The following is a 16,787-nucleotide window of genomic DNA, read 5'->3' on the forward strand; positions in this document are numbered from 1 at the left end:
CGCCTTTTCTCGTTGTTCTGGGGATACTAAGTTTTTCCTCAATCACCTCCCTGTAGATGTCAAGCCTGCTTGGCTTAGACCTTGTCCTTGGCTTTCCCTCGTACCCTTCATGGTACTTCTTAATGGTTCTGTAATCCTTCTTGTACTTTCTTGCTAGCTCAGCATAATTGGGTTTTGTGTTCGTGAAATCCATTATCCTAAATTCTGCTTGAAGACTTACTTTTTGTGATTCATCCATTGATATCACCTCCTTAGAAAGGATATCAATAACACAAAAAGGACAAAATAAGAATGTAGGTTTTCCGACATTTTTATATTGTCTTTTTCCTACATTATTATTTTATCCTTTGCAGAAAAATCCCTTTAGGAACTAAAGGGCGCACTTCTATACCCTCCTATCGGGAGTATGTGCGTTCATCGGAACTTCATTCCCAGTCAGCAGAAGAAAACTGCCCGACCGCGAATGTTTCGTCACTTCGTTCCGTCAAGGTGGCTACACCCCCTTGCGCTGCTAAAGCGGCTATCCCCTGTGGACTTGCCGTCCGCAAACGGTTTTGACAAACCCTTTGCCGCCAACAAGTTTGAAGATTAGACATAAACAAATCCTCCGCATGGTCTAAGCCATACGGAGGATTAACTGTTTTACGGACACCCGTCTATAGAGGTGGAGGATTTCTTGCTCACAGCGCGTTAAAAAGGGAGCACTATATGTTTGCTCCCCTTAAGAAATAACAATCCTTTTTATAGACAATAAAATACATCACAACAACAAGAATGATAGCTGCAATTGCATCAACAATACCATGCTGCTTCACAAAGAATGTTGCAATCGTAATAAGGAAAGCAAGAATGACGGAACCATGCTTAATATACGGTTTGACATACTCACTCTTGCACAATCCAATTGCCATGCCAATTGAATTATAGATATGGATGCTTGGAATGACATTCGTTGGCGTATCCGTGTTATAGATCAATGAAACAACCCATGTTGAGAAGCTGTTGACTTCTAGATGTTCTGGACGGATATCTAAGCCGTTTGGATAGATAGCAGATACAACAATAAAGATTGTCATGCCGACATAAAGCACAGTCATCATCTTAAAATATTCTCGCTTGTCATGTAAGAATAAAATCCAGAAAGTCAGGAAAATAAAAGGAAACCACAAGATATAGAAAATGATAAATTGGGGAATAAAGGGAATGGCATAATCAATGCTTGTTGAAATAATATGTGCCTTACTTAATGGTACAAGTCTTTCCACAATCGCAAAACCAGCTAAATAAATAGGCCAGTAAAGCAAAGTCCACCAGTATTGCCAATTTCTTTTTGTTTTCATTTAGGCATTCTTACTGAACTCAGATAATTCTAAGCCCTTGTTCCTTTCTGTAGCCCAGTTGATTCCCCACTGATTTGAGAAAAGCAAGAGGTTGTTGCCACGTAAGTCCTGGACCTTTCTTGTATCACTTGAAAGATTAAGACTATTTAAATCAATATCCTTGTTGTCAATCCAGCGAATGAACTGATAAGGAAGTGGTGTATTTTCAATTTCAACATTATATTCATTCTTGAGGCGATAAGCGAGCACTTCAAACTGCAATACCCCAACAACACCAACAACGATATCTTCAAATGAACCACCAATAGCTGTAAAGATCTGAATAGCACCTTCCTGAGCAATCTGGCTTATTCCTTTGACAAACTGCTTACGCTTCATTGTATCTTTATTACGAATGGATGCGAAGTGTTCTGGAGCAAATGTTGGAATGCCTTCAAAGGCAAACTTTTCTTTAGATGTTGTCAGCGTATCCCCAATGGAGAAGATACCTGGATCAAAGACACCAATAACATCCCCTGAATAAGCTTCAGTTATTTCTTCACGATCATCAGCCATAAGCTGTTTACTCTGGTTCAGCTTGATCTTCTTGCCACCTTGTACATGATAGACTTCCATACCTTTTTCAAACTTACCGGAAGTAATACGCATAAAGGCCATGCGGTCACGATGACGGCTGTTCATATTGGCTTGAATCTTGAAGACGAAGGCTGAGAAGTCTTCGCTAAATGGATCAATCATGCCATGATCGGACATTCTTGGCTGTGGTGGCATGGAGAAATCCAGGAAGTGCTGTAAGAATGGTTCAACACCAAAGTTTGTTAATGCAGAACCAAAACATACAGGTGACTGCTTACCTTCATGAATCTTGACAATATCAAACTGTGCACCTGCTCCATCAAGTAATTCCACATCATCCATCAATGTCGCATATTGATCTTCATCGATGACATTCTTGAGTGCTTCATCATCAACATGATAGACATTCTCAGTTACTTCTTTCTTGTAACCATCAACAGCTTCAAATGTTAAGACTTTCTTTGTTGCACGTTCATAAACGCCCTTAAACTGCTTGCCTGCCCCTATTGGCCAGTTCACAGCACAAGTTTCAACACCTAATTCCGCTTCAATTTCTTCCATTAATTCATAAGGATCTTTTGCATCACGGTCAAGCTTGTTGATGAAAGTAAAGATTGGGATATGACGCATAGCACAAACTTTAAAAAGCTTTCTTGTTTGTGCCTCAACACCCTTACTTGCATCAATGACCATGACTGCTGAATCAGCTGCCATTAATGTACGATAAGTATCTTCTGAGAAATCCTGGTGACCTGGTGTATCCAGGATGTTTATGCAGTAGCCCTGATAATTAAACTGCAGGACTGATGAAGTTACAGAGATACCACGCTGTTTTTCAATTTCCATCCAGTCTGATACAGCATGGCGCATACGCTGTTTACCCTTGACCATACCAGCTTCCTGAATGGCTCCACCATAAAGCAAGAATTTCTCAGTTAATGTTGTCTTACCAGCATCTGGGTGAGAAATAATGGCGAAGGTTCTTCTTTTTTCTACTTTATCTTTAAAATCAGACATAAATGCCTCCTAAAATCTTTTTTACAACTTCACTACTATAACAAATAGTATTGATGAAATCAAAGGTTTTCTCTAAAGAAAGACATCTATAAGACAAAGCAGCCATTTTTAAAGATTGCGACTTCTTCTCCCTGACGTGATCTAGCTGTAATGGAAAGATCAGCTGTACCAATCATAAAGTCAACATGCGTTAAACTATCATTAACACCATGTTGATATAATTCTTCCTTGTTCATCTCAATACCATTCTTAAGACATTCACTAAAGCCTTTACCAAGTGCTAAGTGACAAGCCGCATTTTCATCAAAGAGCGTATTATAGAAAAGAATATTCATCTCTCTAATAGGTGAATCATAAGGCACAAGAGCAATCTCACCTAAGTAATGCGAACCTTCATCCGTCTCAATAATACTGCCTAAGACATCCTTGCCAACACGGGCATCATAAGCGACTACTCTTCCTTCATGGAAAGTGATTGAGAAGTCTTCGACTAAGGCACCATTATAGTTAAGTGGCATGCTTGAGTAAACGACGCCTTCAACCTTCTGGTAGTGTGGTGAAGTGAAGATTTCTTCAGTAGGAATATTAGGGAAGGAGTAGATGCCATCTTTTGTATAGCTGCCTCCTCCGGCAAATAAGTAATCATCTGTCAGTCCGACAGTCAAATCAGTCCCTAGGCTATTGGTATAATGCAAGCTTTCAATATTCAAAGCATTCAATTTACCAACACGTTCTTCAAAGCTCTTACGATGCTTATCCCATTCTTCAACAGGATTTTCACGATCAACATAAGTCACATGATAGATAGCATTCCATAAGGCTTCCATCGCTTCACGATCGCTCATTTCAGGAAAGACCTTGTTGGCCCATTTTAAGCTTGGTGCCCCAACAATACACCAGCGATCTTCCATAAGATCAAGATGATCATAGAATAAGGCACAAGCTTCATGAATAGCCTTGCTTCTTGCCTGTAGTTTTTGAGGGTCAATACCCTTTAAGCCATCTGGATCCTCACTTGTAATCGTGATAACTGCCGCATGCTTAAGAGCATATTCATTATGTATTTCACGTACATAATTTGGTACATTTTTAAAATAATCTACATCATTATGATCATAGCGCAAACGCGTTAAATCCTCATCCACATAATAAGGAATAACATCTCTTGCCCCTACTTTATAAGCCTCTTTTGCGATGGCTTTAACAAGATCGGCATTACAAACATCACTTGTAATCACAACATCCTGACCAGGCTGCACATTCACACCCTGCTTCACGATTAATTCCGCATATTTTTCTAACATAGCATATCCTCCAATAATGCCCTTATTATAACAATTTTTTGCATTTCTCAAAAGTATTATAATCCATTGCTTTTATTGTGGTATTTCTTGTGTTTTATGAGTGAGTATGCTAAAGTAATGCTAGCAATTCATTCAAGGGGGTTGCTAGTATTATAGGAGGTAGTACAATAATGACTACAGGTAAAGTTAAATGGTTTAAAGCTGATAAAGGTTATGGATTTATCACTGTTGAAGGGCAGAGCAAAGATATTTTTGTTCACTGGTCAGCAATCAATTCTGATGGCTTCAAGACATTAGAAGAAGGTCAGACTGTCAACTTCGATATCGTTGAAGGCGACAGAGGACCTCAGGCTTCTAACGTAACAGTTGTTGAATAGGAATAAAAGAGCATCTCAAATGAGATGTTTTTTTATTTTTATGTAAATTATTTGCTTTGTAAGCGCTTTGATATATAATGATGGTAGTAAATAATTTATAGGAGGTAATGCCCATGGACGAGTTAGTTAAGGCAATAGACACAGGTAACAAACTGACATTAATAATTGGTAAACCAGGAAGCGGTAAATCAAAAATCATTCACAAATATTCAGAAAACTCTGGTATTCCGATTGTTGATTTCAGTAAACTGACATCCGGTGATCATGCCGACATTAAAAAGATCATGAAAGATTTTTTAAAGAATTATCGTTTTGATGTACTCTTGCTTGATAATAAAAAAGATTTCTATAGAGCATCAAATGGTACAGATTTAATGGAATTGTTAAAGGATTTAAGTGAAGATGTTGCTGTTGTAGCAACTTGGAATGGATTCATTGAAGATGGACAATTAACACATATTGTCAATGGTCAGGAAGATATCTATCCTGTTGATGGATCCTATAAATATATCATTGTATAATGTTTAAAAGAGATAGCCACTGCTATCTCTTTTGTATTTCTATCACATAGGGTGCCTTACCCTTATTAAGCATTTTATAGACAGAAACATTGTAAGCAAGATGATCAAGATGACAGGCATAATCTTCAATCACGCGTGCCTCTTTCTCTCCTTCCTCATGACCAATATAGCACACAACAAACAACGCTTTATCCATTAGCTTAACAGCCTTCTTAATAGCCTCAAGACTTGTCGATGTGGTAGTGGTAATGCTCTTATCACCTTGGGGCAAGTAACCAAGATTAAAAACACCTAAATCAAAGCTTGTCACATAGTGATCAAAGTTCTCATGGGAGTCAAGAATGAGATGTACATGCTTTGTATCACCAATCTTCTTTCTTGTTATATCTATTGCGATGGGCTGAATATCAAAACTATAGACTTCTTGTGCATGATGCATAAGAAATACAGTATCAAAGCCTTTACCCATTGTAAAATCAATTGCGGTATGAATATCTTTGTAATCCAGTATTCTTTGATGTACATATTCGACCATTGATAACATTGTCATTTTCTCCTTTAGAAAAAGCCAAGAATCATCTTGGCTTAGATTTTTGGAAGATCTCCAGTATGAAGGACATATTCTTCTAATGTCCAGTTGTTGTCATGCATTTGTTTAGCTGCCTTCTTGCCAACATATCTGAAATGCCATGGTTCCTGTGTAATACCAGTGATATTGCTTGTACCATCCGCAAATCTCAGGATAAAGCCATACTTATAGCAATTCTTGACAGCCCACTTATATTCATCCGTATCACCAAAGACAAGTCTCTTTCCATCCACAACTGATTGTGAAGTGACATCAAGACCTAGACCAGTCTGATGTTCAGAAGTACCAGGTTTTGCGACATGATCAGCAGCATATTTGCCACCCCATTTATTTTCATATTCCTGATAGATTTGTTTCTGACGATCATAGCTACGATAAGCAGAATTGATTAAAAGTACATAGTTTTCTTTCTTAGCCGCTTTAGCCATTTCTACAAAGGCATTATAGGCAGGTTTTCTGACTTTATAATAGCTTAAGTCTGTTTCATTGCCCTTCTTTTCATTAGCTGCATATTCATCAGCTGAAGTCACCAAGTCCTTAGGCGCATAGTTAGATGGCAATTCAAAGCCAGGCTTAACTAAAGCTGTTAGACTTGAAGGATCTTTTAATGTATAACGCTTTGTCACTGGGTTTGTGGAAATAATGAATGGATATGATGTATACAATACAGCATAGTTATAGCTATGGTACTGACCATAGGCTGTCACATATTTGTCCATATCCGCAAATTTAAATCCTGTCACTTCCATATATGGCTTAATTGTCTTGTATGAGAATTGATGATCAACAAGATATTGTAAGTCATCTGTTGATGCACTCTTGAGAATTGTCCAGATTTCCTTATCTGTATAATTCAATTTCTTTAAATCTGGTACATAGTGATCAAAGATATCTGTAACAGTCTTGACAATATCCTTCTTCTTCATCGATTTATGAAGATTGTAGTATGTTTCAAAGTCTTTATAATATTTGACATTTTTCGATAATGCCATCCAGTCACTAATATGTTCAATCTTATCTTCTGAAGTAATAATCTTAATCTTATCAGAAGTCAGTTTTAAGACTTCAGACTGTTCTGAAAAAGAATAGCCCTTTGTTGCAAGCTTAATACGATTGAAATTAAAGGCAATTAAGATTGCAATCATAACAATAACGATAGCACCGATTGGTAAAATACGATCCCAGCGTACACCAGCTCTTGATCTGCTTTTACCTCCGCCATAACTACTATATGAATAAGAATGTTTATTTTTACCTAACATCTTGAAAATACCCTCCTGCACTCTACTTAGTTATATCATAATCACATCACCATTTCTATAATGATTTATGGAAATTATTGTGTACAATATCCAAAAACAAAGCCTCTCACACACAATTTTGTTTTCATGAATCATGAAATGGGCGTTGTATTTCTAGTTGAAGTCAATCTTAAATTATGATAAATTGAAAAGGCAAAGGAGATGTCTTCATGTACTTCGTTATTTGTGTATTTATGGCTTTATGCGGGCTTGTCACAGAAATTCTATTTACAGAAATGTTCCATACATGGTTTAAAGTCGTACTTGCAGTTGGCAGTAGTGCTTCAGCAGGTTATGCGATTGCACGAGGCTTACGTTTTGTCGCAAAGCAGACAAAATGGTTTGCTTCACCAGCTCTCATGACAACATTCTATATTGCCTGGGCATGTGTGCTCGTCATCGTCATTATTGTGACATTGATTTTAAAAGCACGTAAAAAGAAAGCCGCTTAAGTGAACGCTCAAATGAGCGTTTTTCTTTTGCTTAAAAAGAGGCATTTCTGCCTCTTCTATTGATGCCCTAGTGTTGCCACCATGACTGCTTTTATGGTATGTAGTCTGTTTTCTGCTTCATCAAAGACTACTGAATGCTTACTTCTAAAGACTTCATCCGTCACTTCTCTAATATCTAACCCGTCATCCTTTTTACTCTTTGCCGCTTCTGTTTCAAAGTCATGGAAGCTTGGTAAACAATGCATGAAGAGCGTTTTGTCATTATCCGTTTTAGCCATCAGTTCTTCTGTTACTTTATATGGTGAAAGCATTTTGACTCTTGGCGCATAGAGACTTTCGTCCTCACCCATCGATACCCAGATATCGGTATAAATGACATCAGCACCTGCTACATCATCAACATTGGAAGTAACCGTAAACTTACCCCCGCTCTTTTCTGCTTCTTTTTCACAATAAGCCTTCACTTCAGGATCCACTTCTAATTCATCAGGTCCAAGTAAGACAAAATCCATACCTACTTTACAAGCCCCATAAGCTAAACCATAGGCAACATTATTACGAATATCACCAACAAAGACAAATTTCACTTGATTAAGTGGATTATCAAGATGTTCCTGTATTGTTAAGAAATCAGCCAATGTCTGGGTTGGATGATCAACATCTGTTAGACCATTCCAGACAACAGCACCTGAATACTTTGCAAGATCTTCAACCGTCTTTTGAGCAAAGCCTCTAAATTCAATTCCCTCGAACATTCTGCCAAGTACTTTAGCTGAATCTTCAATTGACTCTTTATAGCCAAATTGTGAATTGGATAAGAATGTGACATGTGCACCTTCATCTTTTGCGGCTACTTCAAAAGCACAACGTGTACGTGTTGATGTCTTTTCAAAAAGCAGACAGATATTCTTTCCTTCTAAGCTGTGACCAAACTCTCCAGCTTTTTTCTTTGCCTTTAACGTTTTTGCTAAATCTAATAAATAATAAATCTCTTCCGCTGAATAATCCTTCAGTGTAAGAAAATGTCTTCCATACAAATCCATACGTCAACCTCCTAATAATGTTCTCATTATAATGAAAAAGCTAAAAATAGACAACTATTTTTAGCTTTAGAATATTTATTGATACTTATTTTCTAGTTTTTCCAAAATATCAAGATATTTCTTGATTGTTCCTTGGTTGCTCATGCGCTTTTCAAAACCCTTTGTCATATCATCAAGCATTGTCTGACTTGCTTCTGGTAAGTTTTGATTGGCATAAGAGAAAAGGACATTGTTTTCTTTTAAGATATGTGATTCTAATACATCCACATAGCCCATGGCCTGAGTCAGGATGAGCAGTTTATTGTATGTTGAGGAATCTTTTTGATAGTCACTCAGGGCATTTCTTAAACTCATGATATGTGCACGCCCGAGATTATGATCGACAAGCATACCTTTTTCAATCATCATTTCAGCATGCCCCTTCAGTTTCGCAATCATTTCTGGAAAAAGAAAGTTTTCTTCCTTCATATGATGATATTGATCACCATATGAGCTTGCGAAATCACAAAAGGCATTGAAATCATCAACAACAACCTCTTGTCCTTCCATGACGCCAATACACATCTTTTTCACTACGGCAGTCATGCGCATGATATTTTTATGATTATCTTCTAATATTTCTGTTGTATACATATTATCCTTCCAAATAAGCGACACCGAGTGCTTGTGGTCCACAATGAGCAGAGACAACACTCCCTGTCTGATTCACATAGATTTTTTCAAAATGATTAAGGTTTTTAATCGTTTCAATGACTTTTTCACGTATTTCTTCATCAATGCCTGAATCAGTAATGAAGATGGCATCACTTTTTGCCTTCAACAAGTCATCCTTCAAATCTTCAATAAAGCTCATCACCGCTTTATCTAGCTTACCACGATAGCTTTCTTTAGCTTTGAGTTCACCATTTTCAATAACGATAGCAGGATGCTGATTCAAGACGGATTTCGTCATTGCCAAAAAAGAACTGCAATAACCATTACGTTGAAGATATTTCAATTGATCAACAATAAAGGTTGTCTTAAGTCGACCAGCATATCCTGCAACAGCACCTTCAATCTCTTCTCTGCTCTTTCCTTTATTGATGAGCTTTGTGGCTTCAATTAAAAGAAGTGTTATGCCACTTGATACATTTTCGCAATCAATAATACCAACACGATCAATAGCCTTTAACTGACTTGTTGCTTCTTTTAATATGTGTGTTGATTGAGAAAGCTTGCTTGAAATACAAAATGCAAGAATATCATCACCCTGATCAAGAATAGGCTTCATGATTGCTTTGGCTTCATCAACTGTATAGGGTCTTGTCTTAGGCACACCCTTGCCTTCATCATAAAAGCGATAGACATCTTCAGGTGCTATATCAACCCCATCAAGACGTTCCTCTTCATCAAGCGCAATATGAAAAGGTAATAATGTAATATTATAGCGTTCTCTAAGTTCAAGCGTTAAATCACTTGTACTATCACATAGAAATCGAATCATAAGTCTCACTCCCTACATTCTTCTATATGTCTATTCTAACAAACATACCTACCTTCATTCAATAGTTACATAGATACTACAATCACCATCATCAACTAGAAATGTCCCAATCCCATCATCACTGATAACTACTTCATGCTTGCCATCACTCATATGGCATCCACGATAGCTCTCACCCATATACATTTGACGAGAACCACCTCTTGCATTAGTCATAATGACTGCAAAGCCATTTTGATGTAAGCCTTCATATGTCCAGCCAATAATATCAGGGTTATTGAAGTAGTCGTGACGGGCACCTTCCATCCTGTCTTTTCTTATTTCAAGCATCTCATCAATCATATCTCTTTTCGAAGCAATATGATTATGAGCTATACCATAATAATCACCATAGAAGACACATGGATAGCCTTCTTCCCTTAGGAGAATAAGCGCATAGGCTTGTTTTTTAAACCAGTCATCAATAAAACTCTGTAAGCCTTCTGCTGGCTGGGTGTCATGGTTATCGACAAAAGTGACCGCTCTTGCTGGCGAACAGGCAACAAGAGTATTCTTAAAGATATCACGCATATCAAAAGCTCCCATTGAGTGGGATGCATGATAGAAATTGTAATGCAATGGCACATCAAATAAAGAGAACTGGTAATTCACCAACTGAAGATAGTGCAACAAACGATTCACATCACCATGCCAGTACTCCCCAACAGTAAATAACTCTTTGTTTGTCTTTTGCCTCAAGTCAGCAATCCATTCTTTATAGAAAGAAGCTTTGATATGCTTCAAGGCATCAAGACGAAAACCATCATTACCAACCGTTTCAAGATACCATAATCCCCAACGCTTACATTCCTCAACAACATCAGGATTAGAGAAATCCAGATCAGCTCCCATCAAGTAATCATAGTTCTCATTTTCATCATCAACCTCATCATCCCATTGCTTACTCGCAAAAAGATAATCCGCATGACGATGGGTCTTATTGTCATAGTCAATCCCATCAAAATCTTCCCAGTTCCAATGGAATGATGAATACTTGTCTTTTCTTGCTGGGAAGTTAAAGATGGTGGCAACTTCTATTTCTTCTTCATCACTGACAAACTCATCACGCTTGTCATTAGCGACTTCTCTCGCCTTGACTTTTTCAAAGCCATCAGCTCCCATCTTATGATCAAGTACAACATCGCTATAAACATCCAAACCTGCTTCATGCAAGCTTTTGACACAAGTGAGCAGTTCATCCTTCGTGCCATATTTTGTCGGAATGCTCCCTTTGGCATCAAATTCTCCTAAATCATATAAATCATAAGCACCATAGCCCACATCATTCTTTCCCGCAATACCTTTATAGCTTGGTGGCATCCAGATCGCACTAAAGCCTGCTTCTTTAAGCTTCTTTGCATTTTCTTTGAGTTCCACCCATAAATGTGGCTCGCTAGGTGTATACCATTCAAAATACTGTAATATGACTCCCTTTTCCATTTTTTACCTCACCAGCCCCATTATATTACAAAATATAAAAAACGCGTTATAAAACGCTCAAGAATGCAACAATTTTGACATTATTGTCACAAAAGAACATTGATACCTTAAGCATCAATGTTCTTTGAGACTATTTCACGAGTTTATCGATAACCTTAACCATTTCTTCAATCTTCTCTTCACGGTTTTCACCAGTCGAGGCTTCATTGACACAATGACGCATATGTTCAGCTAAGATTTCCTTATTGGCTTTATTGAGCAAAGCCTGTGTTGCCATTAACTGTGTTGAGATATCAATACAATAACGATCATCTTCAATCATTCTTAAAATACCATCTATTTGGCCTCTCGCTGTCTTCAAATAGCGTTCAACCTTCTTATGATCTGCTTGCATTAATGAATCCCCTTCACCTTATATCCTGCATCAACAACAGCTTGTGTTAATACATCATCACTGACATCACTTGTAAGCTTGATATCAGCCTGATGCTTGTCAAGTGAAACTGTTGCATCAACACCATCAATATCATTTAATGCCTGACTCACTCTAGCAACGCAATGTTCACACATCATTCCTTCAATGTCCATTGTCTTTTCGTTCTTTTTCTTACCTAAATGAAACATACTTTTGACCTCCACAATTTCTCCAGCTTCATAACCTGCTTTTTTAATAGCTTCTTTAACCGCTTCTCGACTGACCTCTTGACTACATTTAATATAGGCTTTTCCTTCAAATAATGCAACATCAGCATACACACCATCAATGGTATTTAATGCCTGTCTGACATGATTCTCACAATTCTTACAGAACATCCCTTTCACTTCAACAACAAGATTATAGTCTTCTTCCTGATACTTCTTATTGACAATGATGTCTGTGACTTTATAGCCTGCCTGTTCAACGGCTTCTTGAATCATTGTATCAGTGACATCATTATTGAAGACTTGTAGATAAGCTTCACCAGCTTCTAGATTCACTTCTGCCTCTACATACTTGATCGCATTAAGGGCCTCAGTGACATGCTTCTGGCAGTTTGCACACATCATGCCTTCTACTTTTACAATCTTATCACAATTTGTTTTAGTGATTGTAGGTTGTACTACGTCCTTTTGTAATAACTTTGTTGCTTCATGTTTTTGGTTGTTGTCTTCAACAGCCTCATGATGAGGATGTGCATCTTTAAAGAAACGTAATCTTAACGCATTGGACACGACAAAGACAGATGAGAAGCTCATCGCAAAACTACCAAGCATTGGGCTAAGCTTCCAGCCTAATGATGGATAGAAGAGTCCGGCGGCAACGGGAATACAAATTGCATTATAGAAAAGTGCCCAGAATAAGTTTTCTTTGATATTCTTGATGGTTGCTTTAGAAAGATCAAACGCAACGACAAGATCATGTAAGTCATTCTTCATCAAGACTAAATCAGCTGACTCAATCGCAATATCAAGACCACTTGTAAAGGAAACACCTACATCCGCTCTTGTCAAGGCTGGTGCATCATTGATACCATCGCCAATCATACCAACTTTATAGCCTTCATCCTGTAATTCATGAACGATACGTTCTTTATCCTGCGGTAAGACTTCAGCACGATAATCCATATTAAGCTCTCCGGCAATTGCTTTCGCAGTTCTTTCATTATCGCCTGTTAACATCATTGTCTTGATGCCTCTTTGATGTAAGTCAGAAATAAGTTCTTTGGCACCTGGCTTGATTTCATCCTGTAAAGCCATCACCCCAACATACTGACCATCAATTGCATAATAAAGTGGTGTCTTACCAGCACTGGCATAATCAACATCATTCTCAACAACCACATGAAAATGATCCATCATTTTCTTATTGCCCGCTAAAACATGCTTATTGTCCACAATTCCTTTAATACCTTCACCGGCAATTTCTTCATAGCTTGTAACATTCTTTAAGGCAATATCTTGAGTATTCACAATCGCTTTGGCAAGAGGATGGGAGCTCATCGCTTCAAGAGAGATGGCATAAGCTTTGTCTTCTTCATTTTTAAACTTGGTATCAGTGACTTCAGGTGTTCCTCTAGTCAGTGTTCCTGTTTTATCGAAGACCATCATATTAATCTTGCTAGCAGTTTCTAAAGCTTCTGCATTCTTGATGAGTAAGCCCATTTTAGCCGCTCTACCCGTACCCACCATAATAGCCGTTGGTGTTGCTAGACCCAAAGCACAAGGACAACTAATGACAAGTACGGAAATTGCCATTGTCAAAGCAAAATGGAAGGACTCGCCTAAAACAAGCCATGCCAACAATGTCACAATCGCAATACCAATAACTACTGGTACAAAATAACCTGAAATAACATCAGCTAATCTAGCAATTGGGGCTTTGGAATTACCTGCTTCTTCAACCAGGGCAATAATCTGAGAAAGTGTGGACTGGGCATTGGTTTTCATAGTCTCAACAACAATACGACCATTCTGATTCGTTGTTGAACCAATCACCAAGTCACCAACAGTCTTATCAACAGGAATAGATTCACCAGTAATCATGGATTCATCAACACTTGTACTACCTTCAACAATCTTGCCATCAACAGCAATACTTTCACCCGATTTCACAACTACAAGATCACCAATCTGAATATCATTAATGCCAATAGTTTTTTCTACACCATCTTCAAGCACTGTTGCCTGATCAGGCGCTAATTCCATCAAGCTATTGATAGCATCACTGGTACGTTTCTTGCTTCTTGCTTCAAAGTACTTACCTAAGGAAATCAGCGTGACAATCATGGCTGCTGATTCAAAATAGAGATCCATATGGAAGTTGTGGGCTAAATCAAGCTGTCCTCTTCCCATATAGAAGGCCATCATATACATCGCATAAAGCGAATAGACAACCGATGCCCCTGAACCAATGGCAATCAAGGAATCCATATTAGGTGCTAAATGGAAGAGTGACTTGAAGCCCCCCTTGAAATAATGACCATTAATGAATAACACTGGCAAACAAAGCAATAATTCCGTCAAGGCAAAGATCATCATATTCTGATGGCCTAAGAAAATCGATGGGATACCTGGCCAGTTCATCATCGAACCCATTGATAAATAGAAAAGAGGCACAGTAAAGATGAATGAGGCAATTAAGTCCTGCTTACGTTTTTTCAAGTCTTCATCCTTACGTTTATTTGTGGAAACAATGGTATTCTCCTGTGTTGTCTCCTTTTGAAGCTTGGCATCATAGCCACCTTTTTGAACTGCAGCGATGATTTCTTGAGGATTTGTCTTCGTCTCATCAAACTCAACTTCCATATTTTCACTTAACAAGTTGACATTGCAATCTTTTACACCATCAACCTTGCGTACACTTTTATCGACATGAGCTTGACATGATGCGCATGTCATACCCATGACATCAAACTTTTCTTTCATGTGATATACCTCCTACACCCCCTATGGGGGATTGCATAATTATCATAATCTCCCCCCTCATGTTTGTCAAGAAATAATACCCCCTAAGGGTATAAAAAAAGAAGACTATTCGTCTTCCTTTAAAATAAATTCTTCATAAATAGCTTTAATAGCACGATCGAAATAGTGATTTCTTACACCAATGATAATATTCAATTCAGATGATCCCTGATCAATCATCTTGACATTGATATTGGCATCAGCAAGTGCCTTGAAGATTCTTGCGGCATTCCCATGACCATCCTTCATGCCACGACCCACAACGGCAATTAAGCCAATGTCGCTTTCAAGTTCAATATGGTCTGGATCAACAGCACGATGTAAACCAGCTAAAATCGATTGTTCATGTTTAATAAATTCATTTTGATCAACAACGATAGTCATTGTATCAATACCTGAAGGCATATGTTCAAATGAGAGCCCTTCTTCTTCAAAGACCTGGAGTACCTTGCGGCCAAAGCCAATCTCAGCATTCATCATATCCTTTTCAATTGTGACTGTCGCAAAGCCTTTCTTTCCTGCAATGCCTGTAATGACATGTTCTGGCTTGTGGGCTGTTGTTTCAACAATTAATGTCCCTGGATCACTTGGATCATTGGTATTCTTGATATTAATAGGAATGCCCTGTGAGCGTACTGGGAAAATAGAATTTTCATGAAGAACGGATGCGCCCATATAAGATAATTCGCGTAATTCTTTATAGGTAATGATACGAATAGATTCAGGATCATCAACAATTCGTGGATCAGTCACCAAGAAACCATTGACATCCGTCCAGTTTTCATACAGGTTGGCATGTCCACACTTAGCGACAATTGAACCCGTGACATCACTGCCCCCGCGACTAAAAGCCTGAATGGTGTGGGAATGGTCATTCTTATAGCCATAGAAGCCTGGAATAACAGCGTACTCATGACTGCTTAAGGCATTTCTTAATAAAGGATCAGTACGATAGCTATCATAGTTGCCATGGGCATCAATTCTAATAACATCAGTTGGATCAATAAAATCAAAACCAAGATAATGTGCTAAGAGTAAGCCGTTGAGATACTCACCTCTAGAAACTGCATAATCAATACCAGGATCTTTTGGAAAATCCTCACGAATCTTCTTAAATTCTTCATCAAGCGAGAAATCAAGTTCTAGATCAACGATAATTTCATTAAAACGATTTTCAATTTTCTTGAAGACCTTATCAAACGCTTTCGCATCATGACGATTACTATAGGCTAAAATAAGCAAGTCTGTGACTTTTGTATCTTCTTTATATCTTTTACCTGGTGCTGAATCAACAACATAGTGACGATCAGGATCAGCTGTAATGATGGCTTTCACTTTTCTAAAATGTTCTGCATCAGCAAGTGATGAACCACCAAACTTAGCAACTTTTATCATTTGGAATCCTCCTCTATAATGGTTGTTATTAGGATATATGATTAAGTTTAAAAATTCAACTTAAAATTATGATTTTACTAAATATCCAAATAAAAAGAGATTTTCTTAGAAAATCCCTTACAGACTGTTGACAATCAAATGATTGTGGACAGTCTTTTTTTGTATGGAGAATAGAAATATCAAGATGATACTTCATATATGGTATAATATATGCATGAAGGAGCTGATGTGGCATGGCTAAGAATAAGACTGAACAGAAGCAACAGTACATGATCTGTGCACTGCTTGATGACCTGGTCCCAGAGGACCACCTGGTAAGAAAACTTGATAGATATGTAGACTGGAGTTTTATCTATGATATCTGTGATCCGCTATATTCAAATAGAGGAACCAATAGAGTCGATCCTGTAGTCCTGTTCAAGATGATGTTCATCAATATAATTTTTGGATACCATTCCATGAGAAA

General features: G+C 37.9%; 16 protein-coding genes and 1 pseudogene. 4 read left to right on the forward strand and 13 right to left on the reverse strand.

Features of this window, described 5'->3' with window-relative positions:
• The 4 genes and pseudogenes from T529_RS0110245 to T529_RS0110260 form a co-directional block, all read right to left on the reverse strand.
• Positions 1–238, reverse strand: a pseudogene (locus T529_RS0110245) (IS21 family transposase); the annotation flags it as partial.
• A 466-nt stretch (positions 239–704) separates the two neighbouring features.
• The gene (locus T529_RS0110250) at positions 705–1,340 is read right to left on the reverse strand and encodes a phosphatase PAP2 family protein (RefSeq protein WP_033163519.1); all 636 of its coding nucleotides are present in this window, start codon (positions 1,338–1,340) and stop codon (positions 705–707) included.
• Entirely contained in the window at positions 1,341–2,933 is a 1,593-nt protein-coding gene (locus T529_RS0110255) for a peptide chain release factor 3 (protein ID WP_033163520.1), read from the reverse strand.
• An 86-nt stretch (positions 2,934–3,019) separates the two neighbouring features.
• On the reverse strand, positions 3,020–4,237 hold the full coding sequence (locus T529_RS0110260; RefSeq protein WP_033163521.1) for an aminopeptidase: 1,218 nt from the start codon (positions 4,235–4,237) through the stop codon (positions 3,020–3,022).
• 170 nt (positions 4,238–4,407) lie between these two features.
• On the opposite strand from T529_RS0110260, the gene T529_RS0110265 reads away from it, so the two are divergent.
• Both T529_RS0110265 and brxF read left to right on the forward strand, forming a co-directional pair.
• Positions 4,408–4,614 (forward strand): cold-shock protein, encoded by a 207-nt coding sequence (locus T529_RS0110265; RefSeq protein ID WP_033163522.1) that lies wholly within the window; start codon positions 4,408–4,410, stop codon positions 4,612–4,614.
• Between the two features lie 113 nt (positions 4,615–4,727).
• Complete coding sequence (brxF, locus tag T529_RS0110270) at positions 4,728–5,135, forward strand: BREX-3 system P-loop-containing protein BrxF (RefSeq protein WP_051646970.1); 408 nt, start codon at positions 4,728–4,730, stop codon at positions 5,133–5,135.
• A 22-nt stretch (positions 5,136–5,157) separates the two neighbouring features.
• On the opposite strand, the gene mnmM is transcribed toward brxF, so the two are convergent.
• Entirely contained in the window at positions 5,158–5,679 is a 522-nt protein-coding gene (mnmM, locus tag T529_RS0110275; RefSeq protein ID WP_033163524.1) for a tRNA 5-(aminomethyl)-2-thiouridylate-methyltransferase MnmM, read from the reverse strand.
• 41 nt (positions 5,680–5,720) lie between these two features.
• Entirely contained in the window at positions 5,721–6,986 is a 1,266-nt protein-coding gene (locus tag T529_RS0110280; protein ID WP_033163525.1) for a M15 family metallopeptidase, read from the reverse strand.
• 209 nt (positions 6,987–7,195) lie between these two features.
• Here T529_RS0110280 and T529_RS0110285 point away from each other — a divergent pair, with 209 nt between their 5' ends.
• On the forward strand, positions 7,196–7,477 hold the full coding sequence (locus T529_RS0110285) for a hypothetical protein (protein WP_033163526.1): 282 nt from the start codon (positions 7,196–7,198) through the stop codon (positions 7,475–7,477).
• Positions 7,478–7,533: 56 nt separating this feature from the next.
• Here T529_RS0110285 and argF read toward each other — a convergent pair whose 3' ends face one another.
• The 7 genes from argF to T529_RS0110320 all read right to left on the reverse strand — a co-directional run bounded on the left by argF (position 7,534) and on the right by T529_RS0110320 (position 16,321).
• Complete coding sequence (gene argF / locus T529_RS0110290; RefSeq protein WP_033163527.1) at positions 7,534–8,520, reverse strand: ornithine carbamoyltransferase; 987 nt, start codon at positions 8,518–8,520, stop codon at positions 7,534–7,536.
• A 75-nt stretch (positions 8,521–8,595) separates the two neighbouring features.
• The gene (locus T529_RS0110295; protein WP_033163528.1) at positions 8,596–9,153 is read right to left on the reverse strand and encodes a hemerythrin domain-containing protein; all 558 of its coding nucleotides are present in this window, start codon (positions 9,151–9,153) and stop codon (positions 8,596–8,598) included.
• Position 9,154: 1 nt separating this feature from the next.
• Positions 9,155–10,003 (reverse strand): DegV family protein, encoded by an 849-nt coding sequence (locus tag T529_RS0110300; RefSeq protein ID WP_033163529.1) that lies wholly within the window; start codon positions 10,001–10,003, stop codon positions 9,155–9,157.
• A gap of 54 nt (positions 10,004–10,057) precedes the next feature.
• A complete protein-coding gene (locus T529_RS0110305; RefSeq protein WP_033163530.1) occupies positions 10,058–11,482 on the reverse strand; it encodes an alpha-amylase in 1,425 nt (474 codons plus the stop codon).
• A 130-nt stretch (positions 11,483–11,612) separates the two neighbouring features.
• Positions 11,613–11,876, reverse strand: coding sequence for a metal-sensing transcriptional repressor (locus T529_RS0110310; protein WP_033163531.1), 264 nt, complete (start codon positions 11,874–11,876; stop codon positions 11,613–11,615).
• Positions 11,876–14,887: a heavy metal translocating P-type ATPase gene (locus T529_RS0110315; RefSeq protein ID WP_081823127.1), complete on the reverse strand. Its 3,012-nt coding sequence runs from the start codon at positions 14,885–14,887 to the stop codon at positions 11,876–11,878. Before T529_RS0110315 ends, T529_RS0110310 begins: the two co-directional genes overlap by 1 nt.
• Positions 14,888–14,992: 105 nt before the next feature.
• On the reverse strand, positions 14,993–16,321 hold the full coding sequence (locus T529_RS0110320) for an aspartate kinase (protein WP_033163532.1): 1,329 nt from the start codon (positions 16,319–16,321) through the stop codon (positions 14,993–14,995).
• A gap of 233 nt (positions 16,322–16,554) precedes the next feature.
• On the opposite strand from T529_RS0110320, the gene T529_RS0110325 reads away from it, so the two are divergent.
• A partial coding sequence (locus T529_RS0110325) for a transposase (RefSeq protein WP_033162460.1) occupies positions 16,555–16,787 on the forward strand: 233 nt, incomplete at its 3' end.

Source organism: Sharpea azabuensis DSM 18934, assembly GCF_000702165.1.
GTDB classification, from domain to species: Bacteria; Bacillota_I; Bacilli_A; order Erysipelotrichales; family Coprobacillaceae; genus Sharpea; species Sharpea azabuensis.